Raw genomic sequence first — 16,650 nt, 5'->3', positions numbered from 1 at the left:
ATTTCTTGGCAAAATGTCCGCACTTCTAGTGTGAATCGCTCACCAGGTAATCCTATGACCCGCATTTTGACCATCGAGGATGACGCCGTAACAGCCCGCGAGATCGTTGCCGAGCTGAGTAGCCATGGACTGGACGTAGATTGGGTAGATAACGGCCGCGAAGGCCTGGTCCGCGCCGTGAGCGGCGATTACGACCTGATCACCCTCGACCGTATGCTCCCGGAGCTCGATGGCCTGGCCATCGTCACCACCCTGCGCACCATCGGGGTGTCGACGCCGATCCTGATGATCAGCGCCCTCTCCGACGTCGACGAGCGCGTGCGCGGCTTGCGCGCCGGCGGTGATGACTACCTGACCAAACCTTTCGCCTCCGATGAAATGGCCGCCCGCGTCGAAGTGCTGCTGCGACGCAAGAGCACGGTCAAGGAATTCGAAACCGCCCTGCGCGTGGCCGACCTGGAGCTGAACCTGATCAGCCGCGAAGCCAGCCGCGCCGACCAGCCGTTGAGCCTGCTGCCCACCGAATACAAGTTGCTCGAATTCCTGATGCGCAATACCGGGCAGATCCTCTCGCGGATGATGATTTTCGAGGAAGTCTGGGGCTATCACTTCGACCCCGGCACCAACCTGATCGACGTGCACATCGGCCGTCTGCGCAAGAAGATCGATCCACCGGGCCTCACGCCGCTGATCCGCACGGTACGAGGTTCCGGTTATGTCATTGCTGAACCCCTCTAAGGGCTGGCGCTCGTCCAGCAGCCGCTTGCTGGCGCTTTACAGCTCACTGTTCGTGGCCTGGAGTTGCATCCTCATGGGGGTGCTGTATTACGAAGTGTCCGGTTACCTGAGCGACTTGTCGCGCCACTCGCTGATGCAACGCCAGCACCTGTTCCAGCGCTTCGACGGTGAGGAACTGGTGGAAGCGCTGACCACCAGCATGACCTTCGACATGAAGGGCGTGGACGCCTACGGCCTGTTCGACGAGCAATTCAACCCGCTCAGCGGCCCGATCCGCGCCGTGCCGCCCGACCTGCCGCTGGACGGCAAGATCCACACCCTGGCCAACTGCGTCGACTCCAACGACCCCAAGTTGCCCAAGGACAGCTGCGACGCCGTCGCCACCCACACCGACGACGGCCGCTGGCTGGTGCTGGTGCGCGCCAACGGTTCGCTGTTTGGCGTGACCCGGATCATCTGGCATGCGCTGCTATGGGCACTGTCGTTGACCATCATCCCCGGCGCCGCCGGCTGGCACCTGTTGCGCCGTCGCCCGTTGCGGCGCATTCGCGGCATTCAGGCCAGCGCCGAGGCCATCGTCGCCGGCGACCTGACCCACCGCCTGCCGCTGTCGAATCGGCGTGACGAACTGGACATGCTCGCCGCCATCGTCAACGCCATGCTCGACCGCATCGAGAAGCTGATGAACGAGGTCAAGGGCGTGTGCGACAACATCGCCCACGATCTGCGCACCCCGCTGACCCGCCTGCGCGCGCAGCTCTATCGCATCCGCCAAGAGGCGGAACAGGACTCCAACTACGCGGTAAAACTGGACGATGCGATCACGGAAACCGACACCCTGATGGCGCGCTTTCGCGGTTTGCTGCGCATCTCGGAGCTGGAAGACCACCAGCGCCGCTCGGGCTTCCTGGTGATGGACCCGCTGCCGCTGCTGCGCGAACTGCATGACTTCTACCTGCCGCTGGCCGAAGAAGGCGAGCTGCAACTGGTGCTCGATACGCCGGAGTCGCTGCCGTGGATCACCGGCGACCGCGCCCTGTTGTTCGAAGCCCTGGCCAACCTGCTGAGCAACTCGATCAAGTTCTCCCCGCCAGGCGGCGAAGTGATCCTGCGCGCGCTGAACGACGCCGGCAGCACCCGCATCGAAGTGCACGACTCCGGGCCCGGCATCCCGATTGCCGAACGCAACGCGGTGTTCCAGCGCTTCTATCGCGTGGATGAAAACGACCAGCAAGGCGGGTTTGGCTTGGGCTTGTCGATTGTCGCGGCGATCATCAACCTGCACGGGTTCAAGCTGGAAGTGGGCAGCAGCGCGAGCGGTGGTGCGCGGTTGGTGCTGGAGTGCCGGCAGCAACTGATGCCCGAGTAACCCAGGCACCACAAAACCCTGTGGGAGCGGGCTTGCCCGCGATAGCGGTGTGTCAGTCAAAGATATATTCACTGAACCACCGCTATCGCGGGCAAGCCCGCTCCCACATTGGACTTGCAGCGCCAGCCAGATCAGGTCAGAAGTTCGCCCGCAGCGCCTCAACCCCACCCTTGTAGACACCGGCAAACAGCTCTTCCACCGCCGCATCCGTCACACCGTCCACCGGCGTGAACACACCCGACCAGGTGACTTTGGCCGACGCGTCAGTCAATGCTTCAACCTGCAACGTCGCCAGATACGCACTCACCGGAAACGGCGACTGTTCAATGGTGTAGCTGTAGGTGCGCGCCACGTTGTCAAACGTCTGCATACGCTCCACGATCACACCACCGTCGGCGGTCGTCAGGTGACGCAGACGCCCGCCTTCACTCGGCTCACTCTTGACGATCAGCGGCAGCCATTTGGGCAGATCGTTGAAGCCACCGACCAATGCCCAGACCTTGTCAGCGGATACCGGGATTTCAATTACTGCGGATGCTGTTGGCACGTCAAATCTCCAAAAGTCATAGGAAAACCTCGCCCAGCCTGCCACGCCAAGCGCTTCAATGCATCAACTCCCGCAAGCGATACCACAACATGCCCAATGCCAACAGCGGCGAACGCAACACCTTGCCGCCGGGAAACGTCATGTGCGGCACCCGGCTGAAAACGTCTAGGCCCTGGCTGTGCCCGGCGTGGATGCCTTCGGCGAGCAGGCGCGCGCACCAGTGGGTCACGTTCAACCCGTGCCCCGAATAACCCTGGGCGTAAAACACATTGGGGTACTGCTGCAGGCGCCCAACCTGGGGGAAACGGTTGGCGGTGATGCCGATCTTGCCGCCCCACTGAAACTCGATGGTCGTGCCTGCCAGCTGCGGGAACACCTTGAGCATTTTCGGCTGCATATACGCGGCGATGTCAGCCGGATCGCGGCCGGAATAGTGGCAAGCGCCGCCAAACAACAGGCGCCGGTCGGCGGACAGACGGTAGTAATCCAGGCCGACCTTCTGGTCGCACAGCGCAAGGTTTTGCGGGATCAGTTCATTCGCCAATGCTTGCGACAACTGCTCGGTGGCGATGATGTAGCTGCCCGCCGGCAGCACCTTGCCGCTCAGGCGTGGCTCCAGCTCGTCGAGGTGCGCGTTGCAGGCCAATACCAGGCGGGTGGCGCGTACCGTGGCGCTGGCGCAACGCACTTGCACGGTGTCGCCATGGATCAGTTCCAGCACTTCGGTGTGCTCGAAAATCCGTACCCCGAGGGACTCGGCCACCTGCGCCTCGCCCAACACCAGGTTCAGCGGATGCAGATGCCCGGAGCCCATGTCCACCAGGCCACCGGCATACATGGTCGAACCCACGATCTGCGGCATATCCTTCGCGCCGACGAGGCGGGTTTCATGGGCATATCCCATCGCCGCCAAATGCTCCTGCTCACCCTTGAACGCAGCGAATTGCGCCGGCGTATTCGCCAGCTCACAAAAGCCCCAGCGCAGGTCGCAGTCGATACCATGCGCGCGGATGCGCTCGCCCACCAGCGCCACCGACTCGATCCCGGCGCGCTCCAGGTAACGCACGCCCTCCTCGCCCACATGCTTGGCGAACCCCGACACATCGTGGCCGATGCCGCGAATCAACTGCCCACCATTACGCCCGCTGGCGCCCCAGCCAATGCGCCGGGCCTCCAGCAGAATCACCGAGAGCCCGCGCTGGGCCAGTTCGATGGCGGTGTTCACCCCGGTGAAACCGCCGCCGATCACACACACGTCGGCACTCAGGTCGGCGTCCAACCGCCCACGCTCGGGCATGGCATGGGCACTTGCCTGGTAATACGAGCGGGCGTGACTCATTTGTTGGTCTTCACTTTGCTCCAGGCGCGGGTCATCAGGCGCATGGTCGTCGGGGTCGGCGTGGTGGAAATGTAAAGTTTGTCGAGCACCGCCTGGGACGGGTACACCTCAGGGTTGTTCACCAGCTCAGGGTCCATAAAGGCCTTGGCCGCCGGGTTGGCGTTGGCGTAGCCCACCGAGGCGCTGACCTTGGCGATCACTTCGGGGTCGAGCAGGTAGTTGATGAAGGCGTGGGCTTCTTTGGGGTTGCTCGCATCGGCGGGGATCGCCAGCAGGTCGAACCACAGGTTGGAGCCTTCCTTGGGAATCGAATAGGCGATGTTCACCCCGTTCTTGGCTTCCTTGGCGCGGTTGGCGGCCTGGAACACGTCGCCGGAATAACCGAACGCCACGCAGATGTCGCCGTTGGCCAGGTCCGAGATGTACTTGGACGAATGGAAATAGGTGATATACGGCCGCAGCGTCAGCAGCTTGGCCTCGGCCTGCTGGTAATCCGCGGCGTTTTCGCTGCGCGGGTCCTTGCCCATGTAATTGAGGATCGCCGGGAACAGCTCATCCGCCGAATCGAGAAAGGCCACGCCGCACTGATTGAGCTTCTTGAGGTTTTCCGGCTCGAACAGCACCGCCCACGAGTCGATATGGTCGATGCCCAGCACCTGCTTGACCTTGTCGACGTTGTAGCCGATGCCATTGGTGCCCCACAAATAAGGCACGGAGTGGGCGTTGCCCGGGTCGTTCTTCTCCAGCAGCGCGAGCAATTTGGGGTCGAGGTTCTTGAAGTTGGGCAGTTGCGCGCGGTCCAGCTTGAGGAACGCACCGGCCTTGACCTGGCGCGCCAGGAAGTGGTTGGACGGCACTACCACGTCATACCCGGTACGCCCGGCGAGCAGCTTGCCCTCCAGGGTTTCGTTGGAGTCGAACACGTCGTAGATCGGCTTGATCCCGGTCTTGGCCTGAAAATCCGCCAAGGAGGTCTCACCGATGTAGTCAGTCCAGTTGTAGATACTGACCGTCGGCGCCGCCTGGCTGGTGCTGCAGAAGGCGGCCACCAAGGCCAGCGGAAGAAGCTTGTTCGCAAGACGCATATCAACACCCCTTTTGATGGATTTTTAGACGCTCAACAACAGGAACTCTCGCTCCCAGGAACTGATCACCCGCTTGAAATTCTCATGCTCGGCGCGCTTGACCGCGACGTAGCCACGCACAAATTTGTCGCCCAGGTACTGCCTGACCGTGGCGCATTCCTCCATGCGTGCCAGGGCGTCTTCGATGGTGATCGGCAGGCGCAGGTTGCGCCGCTCATAGGCACGGCCTTCCACGGGCGCGCTCGGTTCGAGCCGCTCAATCATCCCCAGGTAGCCACACAGCAGACTGGCGGCAATTGCCAGGTACGGATTGGCATCGGCGCCGGGCAGGCGGTTTTCCACGCGCATCGCGTCCGGGCTGGAGGTGGGCACGCGCAGGCCGACGGTGCGGTTTTCTTCGCCCCACTCGACGTTGACCGGTGCCGATGTGTCCGGCAGGAAGCGGCGGAACGAGTTGACGTTGGGCGCGAACATCGGCAGCAGCATGGGGATGTACCTTTGCAGGCCGCCGATATGGTGAAGGAACAGTGGGCTCATCTTGCCGTCGGCGTCGACAAACACCGGTGTGCCGGTGGCGATGTCCACCACGCTCTGGTGCAGGTGCATGGCGCTGCCCGGCTCGTCGGCCACCGGCTTGGCCATGAAGGTCGCGGCCACGTTGTGCTTGAGTGCGGCCTCACGCAGGGTGCGCTTGAACACGGTGATCTGGTCGGCGAGGTCAAGGGCGTCGCCGTGGCGGAAGTTGATTTCCATCTGCGCCGGGCCGTCTTCGTGGATCAGCGTATCGAGGTCCAGGCCCTGGGCTTCGCACCAGTCGTAGACATCTTCGAACAGCGGGTCGAATTCGTTGGCGGCGTCGATGGAAAACGACTGACGCCCGGTTTCGGCACGCCCGGAACGGCCCACCGGGGTTTTCAGCGGCAGGTCGGGGTCTTCGCAGCGCTGGGTCAGGTAGAACTCCATTTCCGGCGCGACAATCGGCTGCCAGCCCTGCTCGGTGTACAGCCGCAAGACCTTCTTGAGCACGTTGCGTGGCGACAGTTCGATAGGGTTGCCCTGCTTGTCGAAGGTGTCGTGGATCACGATGGCGGTGGGCTCGATGGCCCAGGGCACCACGTAGGTGGCGTTGGCCACCGGGCGGCAGACCATGTCGATGTCGGCAGGGTCGAGCAGGTCGTAGTAGATGTCGTCGTCGACAAAATCCCCGGTTACCGTTTGCAGCAGCACACTTTCCGGCAGGCGCATGCCGCGCTCATGCAGGAACTTGTTGGTGGGCGCAATCTTGCCGCGTGCGATACCAGTCAAGTCACTGATCACGCATTCGACTTCGGTAATCTTGTGTTCTTTCAGCCAGGCGGACAGCTGATCGAAGGGGGCGTTCATAAAGACCTCGGCATGGGTGGGGGGCATGCGCCGGCTTGTGTCGGCGGCGCATTGAGGTCTATCTTGGGCCGGCCTTCGAAACGCATCTATCCACTTTGCACGAACCACAACGCACCAATAGAGTGCGTACGGATCTCCCATGACCCAGGCAACCGCCGCTCGCGTACAGGCCTTCACCACCGCTGATGTGGTCGCCCAATGCAGTGCGACACCCGGTTGGGTGCAGCACTATCAGCAGATGTCCCCGGGGCATTTCTCCGGGCAGGTCCGCTACCTCGATCTGGATGGTGTGCAGGTGTACGAAGAGTGCATGAACACCCGTGTCGAGCAGCATTTCAACGCGCCGCCTGGCTCGCTGGCGTTCTGTTTCGATGGCAGCGACAACGCGCTGTACCTGCTCAATGGCGAAAGCCGCAACACCTGGATCACCCCGGAAAACTACCGCGAGGTAGCAGTAGTGTTCGGCCCGCAGTTTGTGCAACGCCATGGCCTGGATGTGGCGAAGTTGGAAGGCCTGTTCATGGCGCCGCTCAGTGGCCAGCAGAACGGGTTGTTTGCCCGCTGGCTCAGTGGCACGTTGACGCGCCTGCCCACGCAGATCGACCCACTGCCCCTCACCCGGCAACTGCTCGACGACTGCCTGTTCATCCTCGACAACGCCTGCGTGTGCCTGGACCGCAGTTCATTGCAACGGCGCAGTGAAGAGCGCCGCGTGATGGCCCGCATCGGCGAATGGGCGGCGGACGCACCGGATGCAACCGTCAACCTGCTGGAGCTTGCGCAGATTGCCGGCGTGCCGTTGCGTCAATTGCAGCAAGGATTCAAGACCTACACAGGGATGAGCCCGGCGCAGTGGTTGCGGTTGCGCAGGTTGAATGGGGCGCGGCGGGAGTTGTTGAGCGGCGCCGACACCACCGTGGCCGAGGTGGCGATGAACTGGTCGTTCTGGCATTTGGGGCGGTTTTCGAACAGTTATCGCGCGCTGTTCAAAGAGCTGCCCAGTGAAACCCTGAAGCGCCAAAGTTGAAATGCAGTCAAAAACTGTGGGAGCTGGCTTGCCTGCTCCCCCACACGCCAATTCCCACAGTTAGAGCCCGATCAGGCTTGGGATTTGAGGAAGGTTGCCATGCGTTGGTTGACCTGCTCTGCCGCCTCCAACTGCACCATGTGCGCCTGCCCCGGCAAGATCTCCACCTGGGCCTCCAGCCCCTGTGCATGCCGCACCGGGATGATGGCATCGTCACTGCCCCAGATCACCAGGCTCGGCTGGCGACCCACCACATGGCGCAAGTCCACCTTCTGCTGCCCGCCGTCAAACAGCGCGCTGTTGAGTTGGCGCAACGCTTGATCCACACCCTCCAGGCGCTTGAACTTGAGCATGTCCTCCAGCATCTGCCGCGTCACCAGTGCCGGATCGCTGAACAGTTGAGTCAGTTGCGGCTTGAGGGCATTGCGATTGTTCGCTTCGGCAAAGCCTTGCAGGTAATCCGCGTTGATGTCCGCGCCCAGGCCGGCGCTGGCGATCAGCGTCAGCGAAGCCACGCGCGCGGGCGCCTGGTCGGCAACCGTCAGCGAAACCAGCCCGCCCATGGAGTGGCCGGCCAGGTGCACCCGATCAAGGTTAAGGTGATCGAGCAAGGCCAATACGGCCTGGCTCAACTCCGCGGCATCACCACGCTGCAGTTGCTTGCCTGACTCGCCATGCCCCGGCAAGTCGAGGGCAATTACCCGGCGCTCGGCGGCCAACGCCGGTTGGTTGAACAGCCAGTTGTTCAGGTCGCCGCCAAAACCGTGCACCAGCACCAGCGGCGTGCCGCCCTCGCCCAGGTCGAGATAACGCAGCAGGCGCCCGCCGATCTCGACCTTCTGCGCACTCGGCCCCGACGCTTCGGCCTCGGCCGCATTGGACACAAACCCGGCATTGAAGCTGTCGATCACTGCGTCGATGTCCGCTTCACTGGCGTCACCGTCCACCACAATCCCCAGCAACGCGCCCACCGGCAAGGTCTCGTCGCTCAGCGCCAGGACCCGGCGCAACACGCCACTGAACGGCGCCTCGACGCTGCTGGAAATCTTGTCGGTCTCCACATCGAGCACTTCCTCGCCCTTCTCTACCCGGTCGCCGGGTTGCTTGAGCCAGACGTCGATACGCCCCTCGGTCATCGACAGCCCCCACTTGGGCATGGTCAAGGTATGGATCATGCGGCATTCCTCTTGTCGGCGATCTTCAGCACGGCGGCTTCGATCTTCGCGGCGTTGGGGATGTACAGGTCTTCCAGCGCATCGGAGAACGGCACCGGCGTGTGCGGCGCGGTGACCATTTCAATCGGCGCACGCAGGGAAGAAAACGCGCGCTGCGCCACCAACGCGCTGATGTCGGTGGCAACGGAACAGCGTGGGTTGGACTCATCGATCACCACCAGTCGCCCGGTTTTTTCCACGCTTTCGAGGATGCTGTCTTCGTCCAACGGGCTGGTGGTGCGCAGGTCCAGCACTTCGCAGTCGATGCCCTGGCGCGCCAGGTTGGTCGCGGCTTCCAGGGCAACATGCAGCATGCGCCCGTAGGTCACCAGGGTGACATCCTTGCCCTCGCGTACAAAGTTGGCTTCGCCGAAGGGCACGGTGTAGAGCTCTTCCGGGACTTCACCTTGCAGGCTGTAGAGCATCTTGTGCTCAAGGAAGATCACCGGGTCGTTGTCGCGGATCGCCTGGATCAACATGCCCTTGGCGTCATACGGCGTGGCCGGGCACACCACCTTCAGGCCAGGGATGTGCGTCCACATCGAGGTGAGCATCTGCGAATGCTGGGCCGCCGCGCGCAGGCCGGCGCCGTACATAGCGCGGATCACCAGCGGCGTGGTGGTCTTGCCGCCGAACATGTAGCGGAATTTGGCCGCCTGGTTGAGCAGTTGGTCGAGGCAGCAGCCGATAAAGTCAACGAACATCAATTCGCACACCGGGCGCATGCCTCGGGTGGCGGCGCCGACCGCCATGCCAACGTAGCCGACCTCAGACAGCGGCGCGTCCAGCACGCGCTCGGGAAATTCCGGGTACAGGCCCTTGGTCACGCCGAGCACACCGCCCCAGGCGTCTTGTTCGCCGGGCGATCCGGTGCCACCGGAAACGTCCTGGCCGATGATGAACACGCTGTTGTCACGGCGCATTTCCTGGGCCAGGGCTTCGTTGATTGCCTGCTGGTAGCTGATTTTGCGAGCCATAAGATTCTCTCCACGGATTATTGTTATTAGCGGTAGGCGACGTAGACATCACTGAGCAGGTCGGCGGCCTGGGGCTTGGGATCGGACTTGGCGCGACGCACGGCGTCTTCGATCAGTTGCGCGACTTCGCTGTCGATGCGCTCAAATTGCGCTGCGTCCAGCCAGCCCTCGGCGGTGCAGCGTTGGCGGAACAGCGCCAGGCAGTCGGCGGTGTCGCGCAGGTTCTTCACTTCATCGGGGCCGCGATAGGTTTGCGCATCGCCTTCGAAGTGGCCGTAGAAGCGGCTCAGTTTCACTTCCACCAACGTTGGCCCCTCGCCCTTGCGCGCACGTTCGACGGCAACGCCGAGGGCGGCGTGCACGGCGAAAAAATCATTGCCATCGACAATCACCCCCGGCATGCCAAAGCCCACGGCACGCTCGGCGATGTCCTTGCACGCCACCGACCAACCAGAGCCGGTAGCCTCGGCATAACCGTTGTTTTCGGCAACGAACAGGCATGGCAACTTCATGATCGCAGCCAGGTTCATCGCTTCGAACACCGCGCCCTCGTTGGAGCCGCCGTCGCCAAAAAAGGCCACCGCCACGCCCTGGCTACCCTTGAGCTTGGACGCCAGCGCGGCACCGGCCGCCAGCGGCGCACCCGCGCCGACGATGCCGTTGGCGCCGAGCATGCCCTTCTCCTGGTCGGCAATGTGCATGGAGCCGCCCTTGCCGCCGCACACGCCGGTTTTCTTGCCGTAGATCTCGGCCATCATGCCGAACACGTCCACGCCCTTGGCGATGCAGTGACCGTGACCACGGTGGTTGGAGGCGATGCAATCTTCATCGTTGAGGTGGGCCATGACCCCGGCGGCACTGGCCTCCTGGCCGGCGTACAGGTGCACGAAACCGGGGATCTCGCCGGTGGCGAATTCCACGTGCAAGCGCTCTTCGAAATCACGGATGGTGCGCATCACGGTGTAGGCATGCAGCAATTGATCGGTGGACAGGTGAGTGGACATCTTGTTGTTCTCCAGGTTGTCTCGACACACAAAAGGCTGAGGGTATTCAGCTACAGGGCCTTCAGCACAGCCTGTGCCAAGGCGCGAAAAAACCTGGCAAAGCCTTGATCCAGAGCAGTTGTGACGGTGCGGCAAGCCACCGCAGAATGAGACGGCAGATTGCACCGCGCAGCTCGCGTCTCAGGCCTGCTGAGACGCCGCGTCTCATCCCGGGCTGTTGGTCAGGCCGCGCTTGTCCGACCCGACGCATGCGCGCTTAATGGCGGGCATAACAACAAAGATCGAGAACCGGAGGCCTTATGCTCGCCGCGAACTCCAGGGAACACGTCGACTGCGTCAGTCGCGTGGTCCGCAATGCCGACCGCCTGCCCCAGGCGCCGGTGCCGTCGCTGATCTTCGATTCGTGGCGGCGCTCCATGGAACAACATCACCTCGACCCCGGTTCCTTGCAGGGGCCACGCATCCTCAGTGAACCCTTGCTCAAGGAATGCCGCGAGCGCGCCGAACTGTTCATGCGCATCGCCGCTGAAGCCGTCGGCCAACTGCACCACCGTGTGCGCCAGGCCGATTATTGCGTGATGCTCACCGACGCCCAGGGCCAGACCATCGACCACCGCGTGGACACTTCGATCCGCACCGACTGCCGCAAGGCCGGCCTGTATCTGGGCACCTGCTGGTCGGAAGCCGAAGAAGGCACCTGCGGCGTGGCCACGGTGCTGACCAGCAAGGCGGCGGTGACGGTGCACAAGCGCGATCACTTCCGCGCGGCCTTCATCGGCCTGACTTGCTCCGCCGCGCCAATCTTCGACCCCCAGGGCAACCTGCTCGGGGTCATGGACGCCTCGGCGCTGAAATCCCCCGATGACCGGCGCAGCCAGCACCTGGTGCGGCAGTTGGTGGCGCAAAGTGCCGAGGCCATCGAAAACGCCTTCTTCATGCACAGCGCCCGCGAGCATTGGGTGCTGCAAGCCCACAGCACGCCGGGGTATGTGGACAGCCAGCCCGACCTGTTGCTGGCCTGGGACCGCGACGGGCGCCTGCACGCCTTGAACAGCAAGGCGCGCCAGGCGTTGCGGCGACGCTTTGGCCAGGTGCCGGAACATATCGGCGAGGTGTTTGACCTGGATGCATTGCGCGCCGTCAGCGAGCAATCAACCCAACAACTGCAGCTGCTGGGGGAACGGGGCGCGCTGCACGTTCGCATCAACGCGCCGCGGCGCAAACCGACCCGGGCAGCGGTTGCCCCGCAGGTGGATGCGCGCGTGGAAGAACACCTGCGCCTGGCCGTACGGGTCAAGGACCGCAACCTGCCGGTGCTGGTGCAAGGCGAAACCGGCGCCGGCAAAGAGGTGTTCGCCCGCCAGTTGCATGAACGCAGCGCCCGGCGTCACGGGCCGTTCGTGGCGGTGAACTGCGCGGCGATTCCCGAGAACCTGATTGAAAGCGAGCTGTTCGGCTACGTCGCCGGGGCCTTCACCGGCGCATCCAGCAAGGGCATGCCGGGGCTGTTGGTGCAGGCCGACGGCGGCACCTTGTTCCTCGATGAAATCGGCGACATGCCCCTGGCGCTGCAAACGCGCCTGCTGCGGGTGATGGCCGAAGGCGAAGTGGCCCCACTGGGCGCGGCGAAAACCCGCGCGGTGGACATTCAGGTGATCTGCGCCAGCCACCGCGACCTGGCGGGGTTGGTGAGTGAGGGGCGCTTTCGTGAAGACCTGTACTTTCGCCTCGGCTGCGCGCGTTTCTGCCTGCCGCCCTTGCGTGAGCGTACCGACAAGCTGGCGTTGATCAATCGGTTGCTGGAGCAGCAAGCACACCCTGTGGGTATCGCCAGCACCGCGCTGGAGTTGCTGCTGGGCTACGCCTGGCCGGGCAATGTGCGGCAACTGCGGCACGTGTTGGCGTATGCCTGCGCGGTGTGTGACGGCGACACGCTGCAAGTGACGGACCTGCCAGTGGAAGTGCGTGGGGAACAGGCGGCGGTGGGGGTTGAAGAAAGCGTCAGCCCGCAGCGCCAGCTGGTGCTCGATGCGTTGATCCGCCATCGCTGGAAGCCGCTGCCGACGGCGCAAGCGCTGGGGATCTCCAGGGCAACCCTGTATCGCCGAGTCAACCAGCTGGGTATCGACATGCCCAACAAAACCACCTGACACAACGGGATCAAAATGTGGGAGCTGGCTTGCCTGCGAAAGCGGTGTATCAGTGCCAAATGGGCGAGCTGACCCACCGCTTTCGCAGGCAAGCCAGCTCCCACATTAGACCTAGCCCACCTAGAGGTTCAGCGGTAGACCAGGCCGCCGTCGATCAGCGGCGCCTGGCCGGTCATGTAATCCGCATCCGGCCCGGCCAGGCAGATTTCCAGGGCAACCCCGTATCGCCACGTCAACCGACTGGGTATCGACATGCCCAACAAAACCACCTGACACAACGGGATCAAAATGTGGGAGCTGGCTTGCCTGCGATAGCGGTGTATCAGTGCCAAATGGGCGAGCTGACCCACCGCTATCGCAGGCAAGCCAGCTCCCACATTAGACCGAGCCCAGCTAGAGGCTTAGCGGTAGACCAGGCCGCCGTCGATCAGCGGCGCCTGGCCGGTCATGTAATCCGCATCCGGCCCAGCCAGGCAGATTTCCAGAGCAACCCCGTATCGCCACGTCAACCGACTGGGTATCGACATGCCCAACAAAACCACCTGACACAACGGGATCAAAATGTGGGAGCTGGCTTGCCTGCGAAAGCGGTGTATCAGTGCCAAATGGGCGAGCTGACCCACCGCTATCGCAGGCAAGCCAGCTCCCACATTAGACCGAGCCCACCTTGAGACCGAGCCCAGCTAGAGGCTTAGCGGTAGACCAGGCCACCGTCGATCAGCGGCGCCTGGCCGGTCATGTAATCCGCGTCCGGCCCAGCCAGGTAGGAGACCAACCCCGCGACATCCTCTGGCGTTTGCGCCCGGCCCAATGCAATGCCATCCACATACTTCTTGTACGTCGCCCCAACTTCGGCGCCAGTGATCTGCGCCATGCGCTTGTCGATCTCCACCCACATGTCCGTGCCCACTACGCCGGGGCAATACGCATTCACGGTAATCCCCGCGCTCGCCAGTTCCTTGGCCGCCGCCTGGGTCAGCGCACGCACCGCGAACTTGGTCGCCGAGTACACGCCCAGCAGCGCGAACCCTTCATGGCCTGCGATGGAACAGGCATTGATGATCTTGCCCTTTTGCTTGAGTGCCTTGAATTTCTTGCCGGCGGCCTGGATGCCCCACAGCACGCCCTGCACGTTGATGCCCAAGGTGCGCTCGACCTGCTCCGGGCTGACCTCCAGCAGCGAATCAATCTGCGCCACCCCAGCGTTGTTGACGATGATGTCAAAGCCTCCCAGGGTCTGGTGCGCGTGCTCCACCGCGGCCACCACTTGCTCAAGCTTGGACACGTCGGCGACGAATACCGACGCCTTGCGGCCCAGGCCCACGACTTCAGCGGCAACGGCTTCGAGCTTGGCGCCGTTGATGTCCACCAGGGCGATGTCGGCCCCGTCCTGTGCCAGGCGCAGGGCAATGGCCCGGCCGATGCCCTGCCCGGCGCCGGTGACCAGCGCAACTTTTCCAGCGATACCCATGACAATCTCCTGCAACAGTGAGAGAAGCCTTGTCTATCGCAGCTGTGCACGCCCGCTGTCGAGGTGCAGCTGGATCGGCGTGAGGGCTGAGACGGGTTGTCTCAAGCCGCGAATCATTCTCGAAGCCTTGTAAAAGTGTGCACTTATGCCTAGCTTATGCGCCCCCCGCCCCGCGCTTTAAGGCCCTGCCCCCATGGTTTTGCGTTTTCGTCCCGTCGTCACTTCACGTTTCGCCCTCGGCCTGCTGCTCAGCGGCGGCATCGGCAGCAGCCTCGCGGCCGAGCTGGAACTGCCGGCGGTGAACGTTCTGGGCCAGGATGAAACCGGCTATCGCAGTGAAACCGCGTCGGTCAGCGGCTTCAGCGAAGCCGCTCTGCTCGATACGCCGGCGTCGATCGCGGTGATCAACGCGCAGTTGATCAAGGACCAGCAAGCACGCCTGCTCAGTGAGGTGTTGCGCAACGACGCGTCGGTGGGCGACAGCTACGCACCCATCGGCTACTACGAGAACTTTGTGGTGCGCGGCTTCTCGCTGAACGCGGCGAGCAGCTACAAGATCAACGGGCGCACCATCACCGGCGAGCAGAACGTCGCCCTGGAAAACAAGCAGCAGGTCGAGGTGCTCAAGGGCCTGGCCGGTTTGCAGAGCGGCATTTCCGAGCCCAGCGGCGTGATCAACTACGTGACCAAGCGCCCGGAAGATGTGCGTTCGGTGACGGTGTCCACCGATGATCGCGGCAGCGGCTACATCGCCACCGACGTCGGCGGCTGGTTTGGCAGCGACAAGCAATTCGGCCTGCGTGCCAACGTCGCCCATGAAGACCTGCATTCCTATGTGGAACACGCCAATGGCCAGCGCGATTTCCTGTCCCTGGCCTTCGACTGGAACATCAGCCCCGACGCCGTGCTGCAACTGGATGCCGAATACCAGAACAAGCAACAGCGCTCGGTGCCGGGCTACCAGTTGCTCGGTGGCACTCAAGTGCCGAACGACGCCTCGCCGAAAAAGCTGCTGGGGCACCAGAGTGGCTCGAAGCCGGTGGGGATCGATTCGCTGAACCTCAACGGCAAGTTCGAGTACCGCTTCAGTGATCAGTGGAAAGGCAACGTCAGCGCGGCGCGCAGCAAGGTGGTGATTGACGATTACAGCTCGTTTGCCTACGGCTGCTTCTACGTGACCGATTGCGGCACCGCAACCTTCGGCCCCACCGGCGACTACGACGTCTACGACTACCGCAGCCCCGACGACACCCGTCGTGACGACGAAGTGCAGGCGGCCATGACCGGGCTGTTCGACACCGGCAGCCTGGGCCATGAACTGACCTTCGGCACCAGCGCCTTTCGCCGGGTGATCGACAAGCGCAAGTCAGTGAACGAATACATCGGCAGCTCCAACATCAATGTGGATGCCCCGACCTTCACCCCCACCGACGTACCGCTGAACGACAAGCACCGACGCCTCGACAGCCGCCAGTACGGCCTGTTCGTCACCGACCACATTCGCCTGAACGAGCAATGGCAAACCATCCTCGGAGGCCGCGAAGTGCGCCTGGATGAAAAGGCGTTTGATGAGTTCGGCAACCAGCAACGCCACACCCAGACATACGAATTCCTGCCCCAGGCATCGTTGATCTACAAACCGGTGGAAAACCTGTCGTTGTACACCAGCTACAGCAATGGCCTGTCCCTGGGCGGTGAAGCGCCTTGGACCACCACCAACGACGGCGAAACCCTGGCCCCCACCACCTCACGCCAGCTCGAAGCCGGGGTGAAATACGACTGGCGCCGCATCAGCTTCGCCGCCGCCGTGTTCCAGACCCGCCAGGCCTACCAGTACGCCAAGCCGGACGGCACCGGCGCGTTCAACTACGTGCAACAAGGCGAGCAGAAAAATACCGGGCTGGAACTGTTGGCCAATGGCTGGGCCACCGAACGCCTGCAGATTTCCAGCAGCGTGGCGGCGATCCGTGCACGGGTCACCGGCAGTGGCACCGCGCAATACGAAGGCCACCAGGCAATCAATGTGCCGAAACTGCGCGCCAGCCTGTACGCCGACTACGCGCTGCCGTGGGTCAACGGCCTGGCGGTGCTTGGCGGCGTGCAATACAGCGCGAAGAAGGCCGCCAACCGTGACGGCAGCGTGGAAGTCGGGGATTACGCAGTGGTCAATGTAGGCAGCCGCTACACCACCAAGGTGGACGGCTATGAGACGGTGCTGCGCCTGAGCGTCGACAACCTGTTCGACAAGCGCTACTGGCGCGACGCAGGCGAATACCTGGGCGATGACTACCTGTTCCAGGGCGCGCCATTGACCGCGCGCCTGAGTGCCACGGTGAACTTCTGATC

15 protein-coding genes are annotated in these 16,650 nt (G+C 63.1%); 5 read left to right on the top strand and 10 right to left on the bottom strand.

The window, feature by feature from the left end; translation table 11 throughout:
• The first annotated feature begins 54 nt into the window (after window positions 1-54).
• Together AC3ISR_RS11640 and AC3ISR_RS11635 are read left to right on the top strand one after the other, a co-directional pair.
• Window positions 55-738, top strand: a complete 684-nt coding sequence (locus AC3ISR_RS11640; protein ID WP_010564812.1) for a response regulator transcription factor — start codon at window positions 55-57, stop codon at window positions 736-738.
• Window positions 716-2,107: a sensor histidine kinase gene (locus AC3ISR_RS11635; protein WP_192299749.1), complete on the top strand. Its 1,392-nt coding sequence runs from the start codon at window positions 716-718 to the stop codon at window positions 2,105-2,107. The genes AC3ISR_RS11640 and AC3ISR_RS11635 overlap by 23 nt, the downstream gene beginning before the upstream one ends.
• Before the next feature lie 136 nt (window positions 2,108-2,243).
• Here the strand turns inward: AC3ISR_RS11635 and AC3ISR_RS11630 are convergent, their stop codons facing one another.
• Genes AC3ISR_RS11630 through AC3ISR_RS11615 form a run of 4 tightly spaced genes read right to left on the bottom strand, consistent with a single transcriptional unit; the run spans window position 2,244 to window position 6,461 of the window.
• Window positions 2,244-2,654 (bottom strand): SRPBCC family protein, encoded by a 411-nt coding sequence (locus AC3ISR_RS11630; protein WP_463983992.1) that lies wholly within the window; start codon window positions 2,652-2,654, stop codon window positions 2,244-2,246.
• A gap of 55 nt (window positions 2,655-2,709) precedes the next feature.
• Window positions 2,710-3,993 (bottom strand): NAD(P)/FAD-dependent oxidoreductase, encoded by a 1,284-nt coding sequence (locus tag AC3ISR_RS11625; protein ID WP_192299751.1) that lies wholly within the window; start codon window positions 3,991-3,993, stop codon window positions 2,710-2,712.
• Complete coding sequence (locus tag AC3ISR_RS11620) at window positions 3,990-5,078, bottom strand: polyamine ABC transporter substrate-binding protein (protein WP_192299752.1); 1,089 nt, start codon at window positions 5,076-5,078, stop codon at window positions 3,990-3,992. The genes AC3ISR_RS11625 and AC3ISR_RS11620 overlap by 4 nt, the downstream gene beginning before the upstream one ends.
• 24 nt (window positions 5,079-5,102) lie before the next feature.
• On the bottom strand, window positions 5,103-6,461 hold the full coding sequence (locus AC3ISR_RS11615) for a glutamine synthetase family protein (RefSeq protein WP_192299753.1): 1,359 nt from the start codon (window positions 6,459-6,461) through the stop codon (window positions 5,103-5,105).
• 139 nt (window positions 6,462-6,600) lie between these two features.
• Here AC3ISR_RS11615 and AC3ISR_RS11610 point away from each other — a divergent pair, with 139 nt between their 5' ends.
• On the top strand, window positions 6,601-7,488 hold the full coding sequence (locus AC3ISR_RS11610; RefSeq protein ID WP_192299754.1) for a helix-turn-helix domain-containing protein: 888 nt from the start codon (window positions 6,601-6,603) through the stop codon (window positions 7,486-7,488).
• A 71-nt stretch (window positions 7,489-7,559) separates the two neighbouring features.
• Here AC3ISR_RS11610 and AC3ISR_RS11605 read toward each other — a convergent pair whose 3' ends face one another.
• Genes AC3ISR_RS11605 through AC3ISR_RS11595 form a run of 3 tightly spaced genes read right to left on the bottom strand, consistent with a single transcriptional unit; the run spans window position 7,560 to window position 10,683 of the window.
• Window positions 7,560-8,663, bottom strand: a complete 1,104-nt coding sequence (locus AC3ISR_RS11605) for an acetoin dehydrogenase dihydrolipoyllysine-residue acetyltransferase subunit (protein WP_463983993.1) — start codon at window positions 8,661-8,663, stop codon at window positions 7,560-7,562.
• Window positions 8,660-9,679, bottom strand: coding sequence for an alpha-ketoacid dehydrogenase subunit beta (locus tag AC3ISR_RS11600; protein WP_192299756.1), 1,020 nt, complete (start codon window positions 9,677-9,679; stop codon window positions 8,660-8,662). Before AC3ISR_RS11600 ends, AC3ISR_RS11605 begins: the two co-directional genes overlap by 4 nt.
• Window positions 9,680-9,705: 26 nt before the next feature.
• Window positions 9,706-10,683, bottom strand: a complete 978-nt coding sequence (locus AC3ISR_RS11595; protein WP_463983994.1) for a thiamine pyrophosphate-dependent dehydrogenase E1 component subunit alpha — start codon at window positions 10,681-10,683, stop codon at window positions 9,706-9,708.
• A 299-nt stretch (window positions 10,684-10,982) separates the two neighbouring features.
• Here AC3ISR_RS11595 and AC3ISR_RS11590 point away from each other — a divergent pair, with 299 nt between their 5' ends.
• On the top strand, window positions 10,983-12,833 hold the full coding sequence (locus AC3ISR_RS11590) for a sigma-54-dependent Fis family transcriptional regulator (protein ID WP_192299758.1): 1,851 nt from the start codon (window positions 10,983-10,985) through the stop codon (window positions 12,831-12,833).
• A gap of 128 nt (window positions 12,834-12,961) precedes the next feature.
• On the opposite strand, the gene AC3ISR_RS11585 is transcribed toward AC3ISR_RS11590, so the two are convergent.
• From AC3ISR_RS11585 to AC3ISR_RS11575, 3 genes are all read right to left on the bottom strand, one after another.
• A complete protein-coding gene (locus AC3ISR_RS11585) occupies window positions 12,962-13,087 on the bottom strand; it encodes a hypothetical protein (protein ID WP_263864826.1) in 126 nt (41 codons plus the stop codon).
• A 147-nt stretch (window positions 13,088-13,234) separates the two neighbouring features.
• Window positions 13,235-13,360 (bottom strand): hypothetical protein, encoded by a 126-nt coding sequence (locus tag AC3ISR_RS11580; RefSeq protein WP_263864826.1) that lies wholly within the window; start codon window positions 13,358-13,360, stop codon window positions 13,235-13,237.
• Window positions 13,361-13,524: 164 nt separating this feature from the next.
• On the bottom strand, window positions 13,525-14,304 hold the full coding sequence (locus AC3ISR_RS11575) for an acetoin reductase (protein ID WP_192299759.1): 780 nt from the start codon (window positions 14,302-14,304) through the stop codon (window positions 13,525-13,527).
• Window positions 14,305-14,497: 193 nt separating this feature from the next.
• Between AC3ISR_RS11575 and AC3ISR_RS11570 the strand changes: the two genes are divergently transcribed.
• Window positions 14,498-16,648, top strand: a complete 2,151-nt coding sequence (locus tag AC3ISR_RS11570) for a TonB-dependent siderophore receptor (protein WP_489324761.1) — start codon at window positions 14,498-14,500, stop codon at window positions 16,646-16,648.
• Window positions 16,649-16,650 lie beyond the last annotated feature (2 nt).

It is taken from the genome of Pseudomonas sp. GL_117 (assembly GCF_057835125.1).
This window is presented reverse-complemented; position numbering and strand designations above follow the sequence as displayed.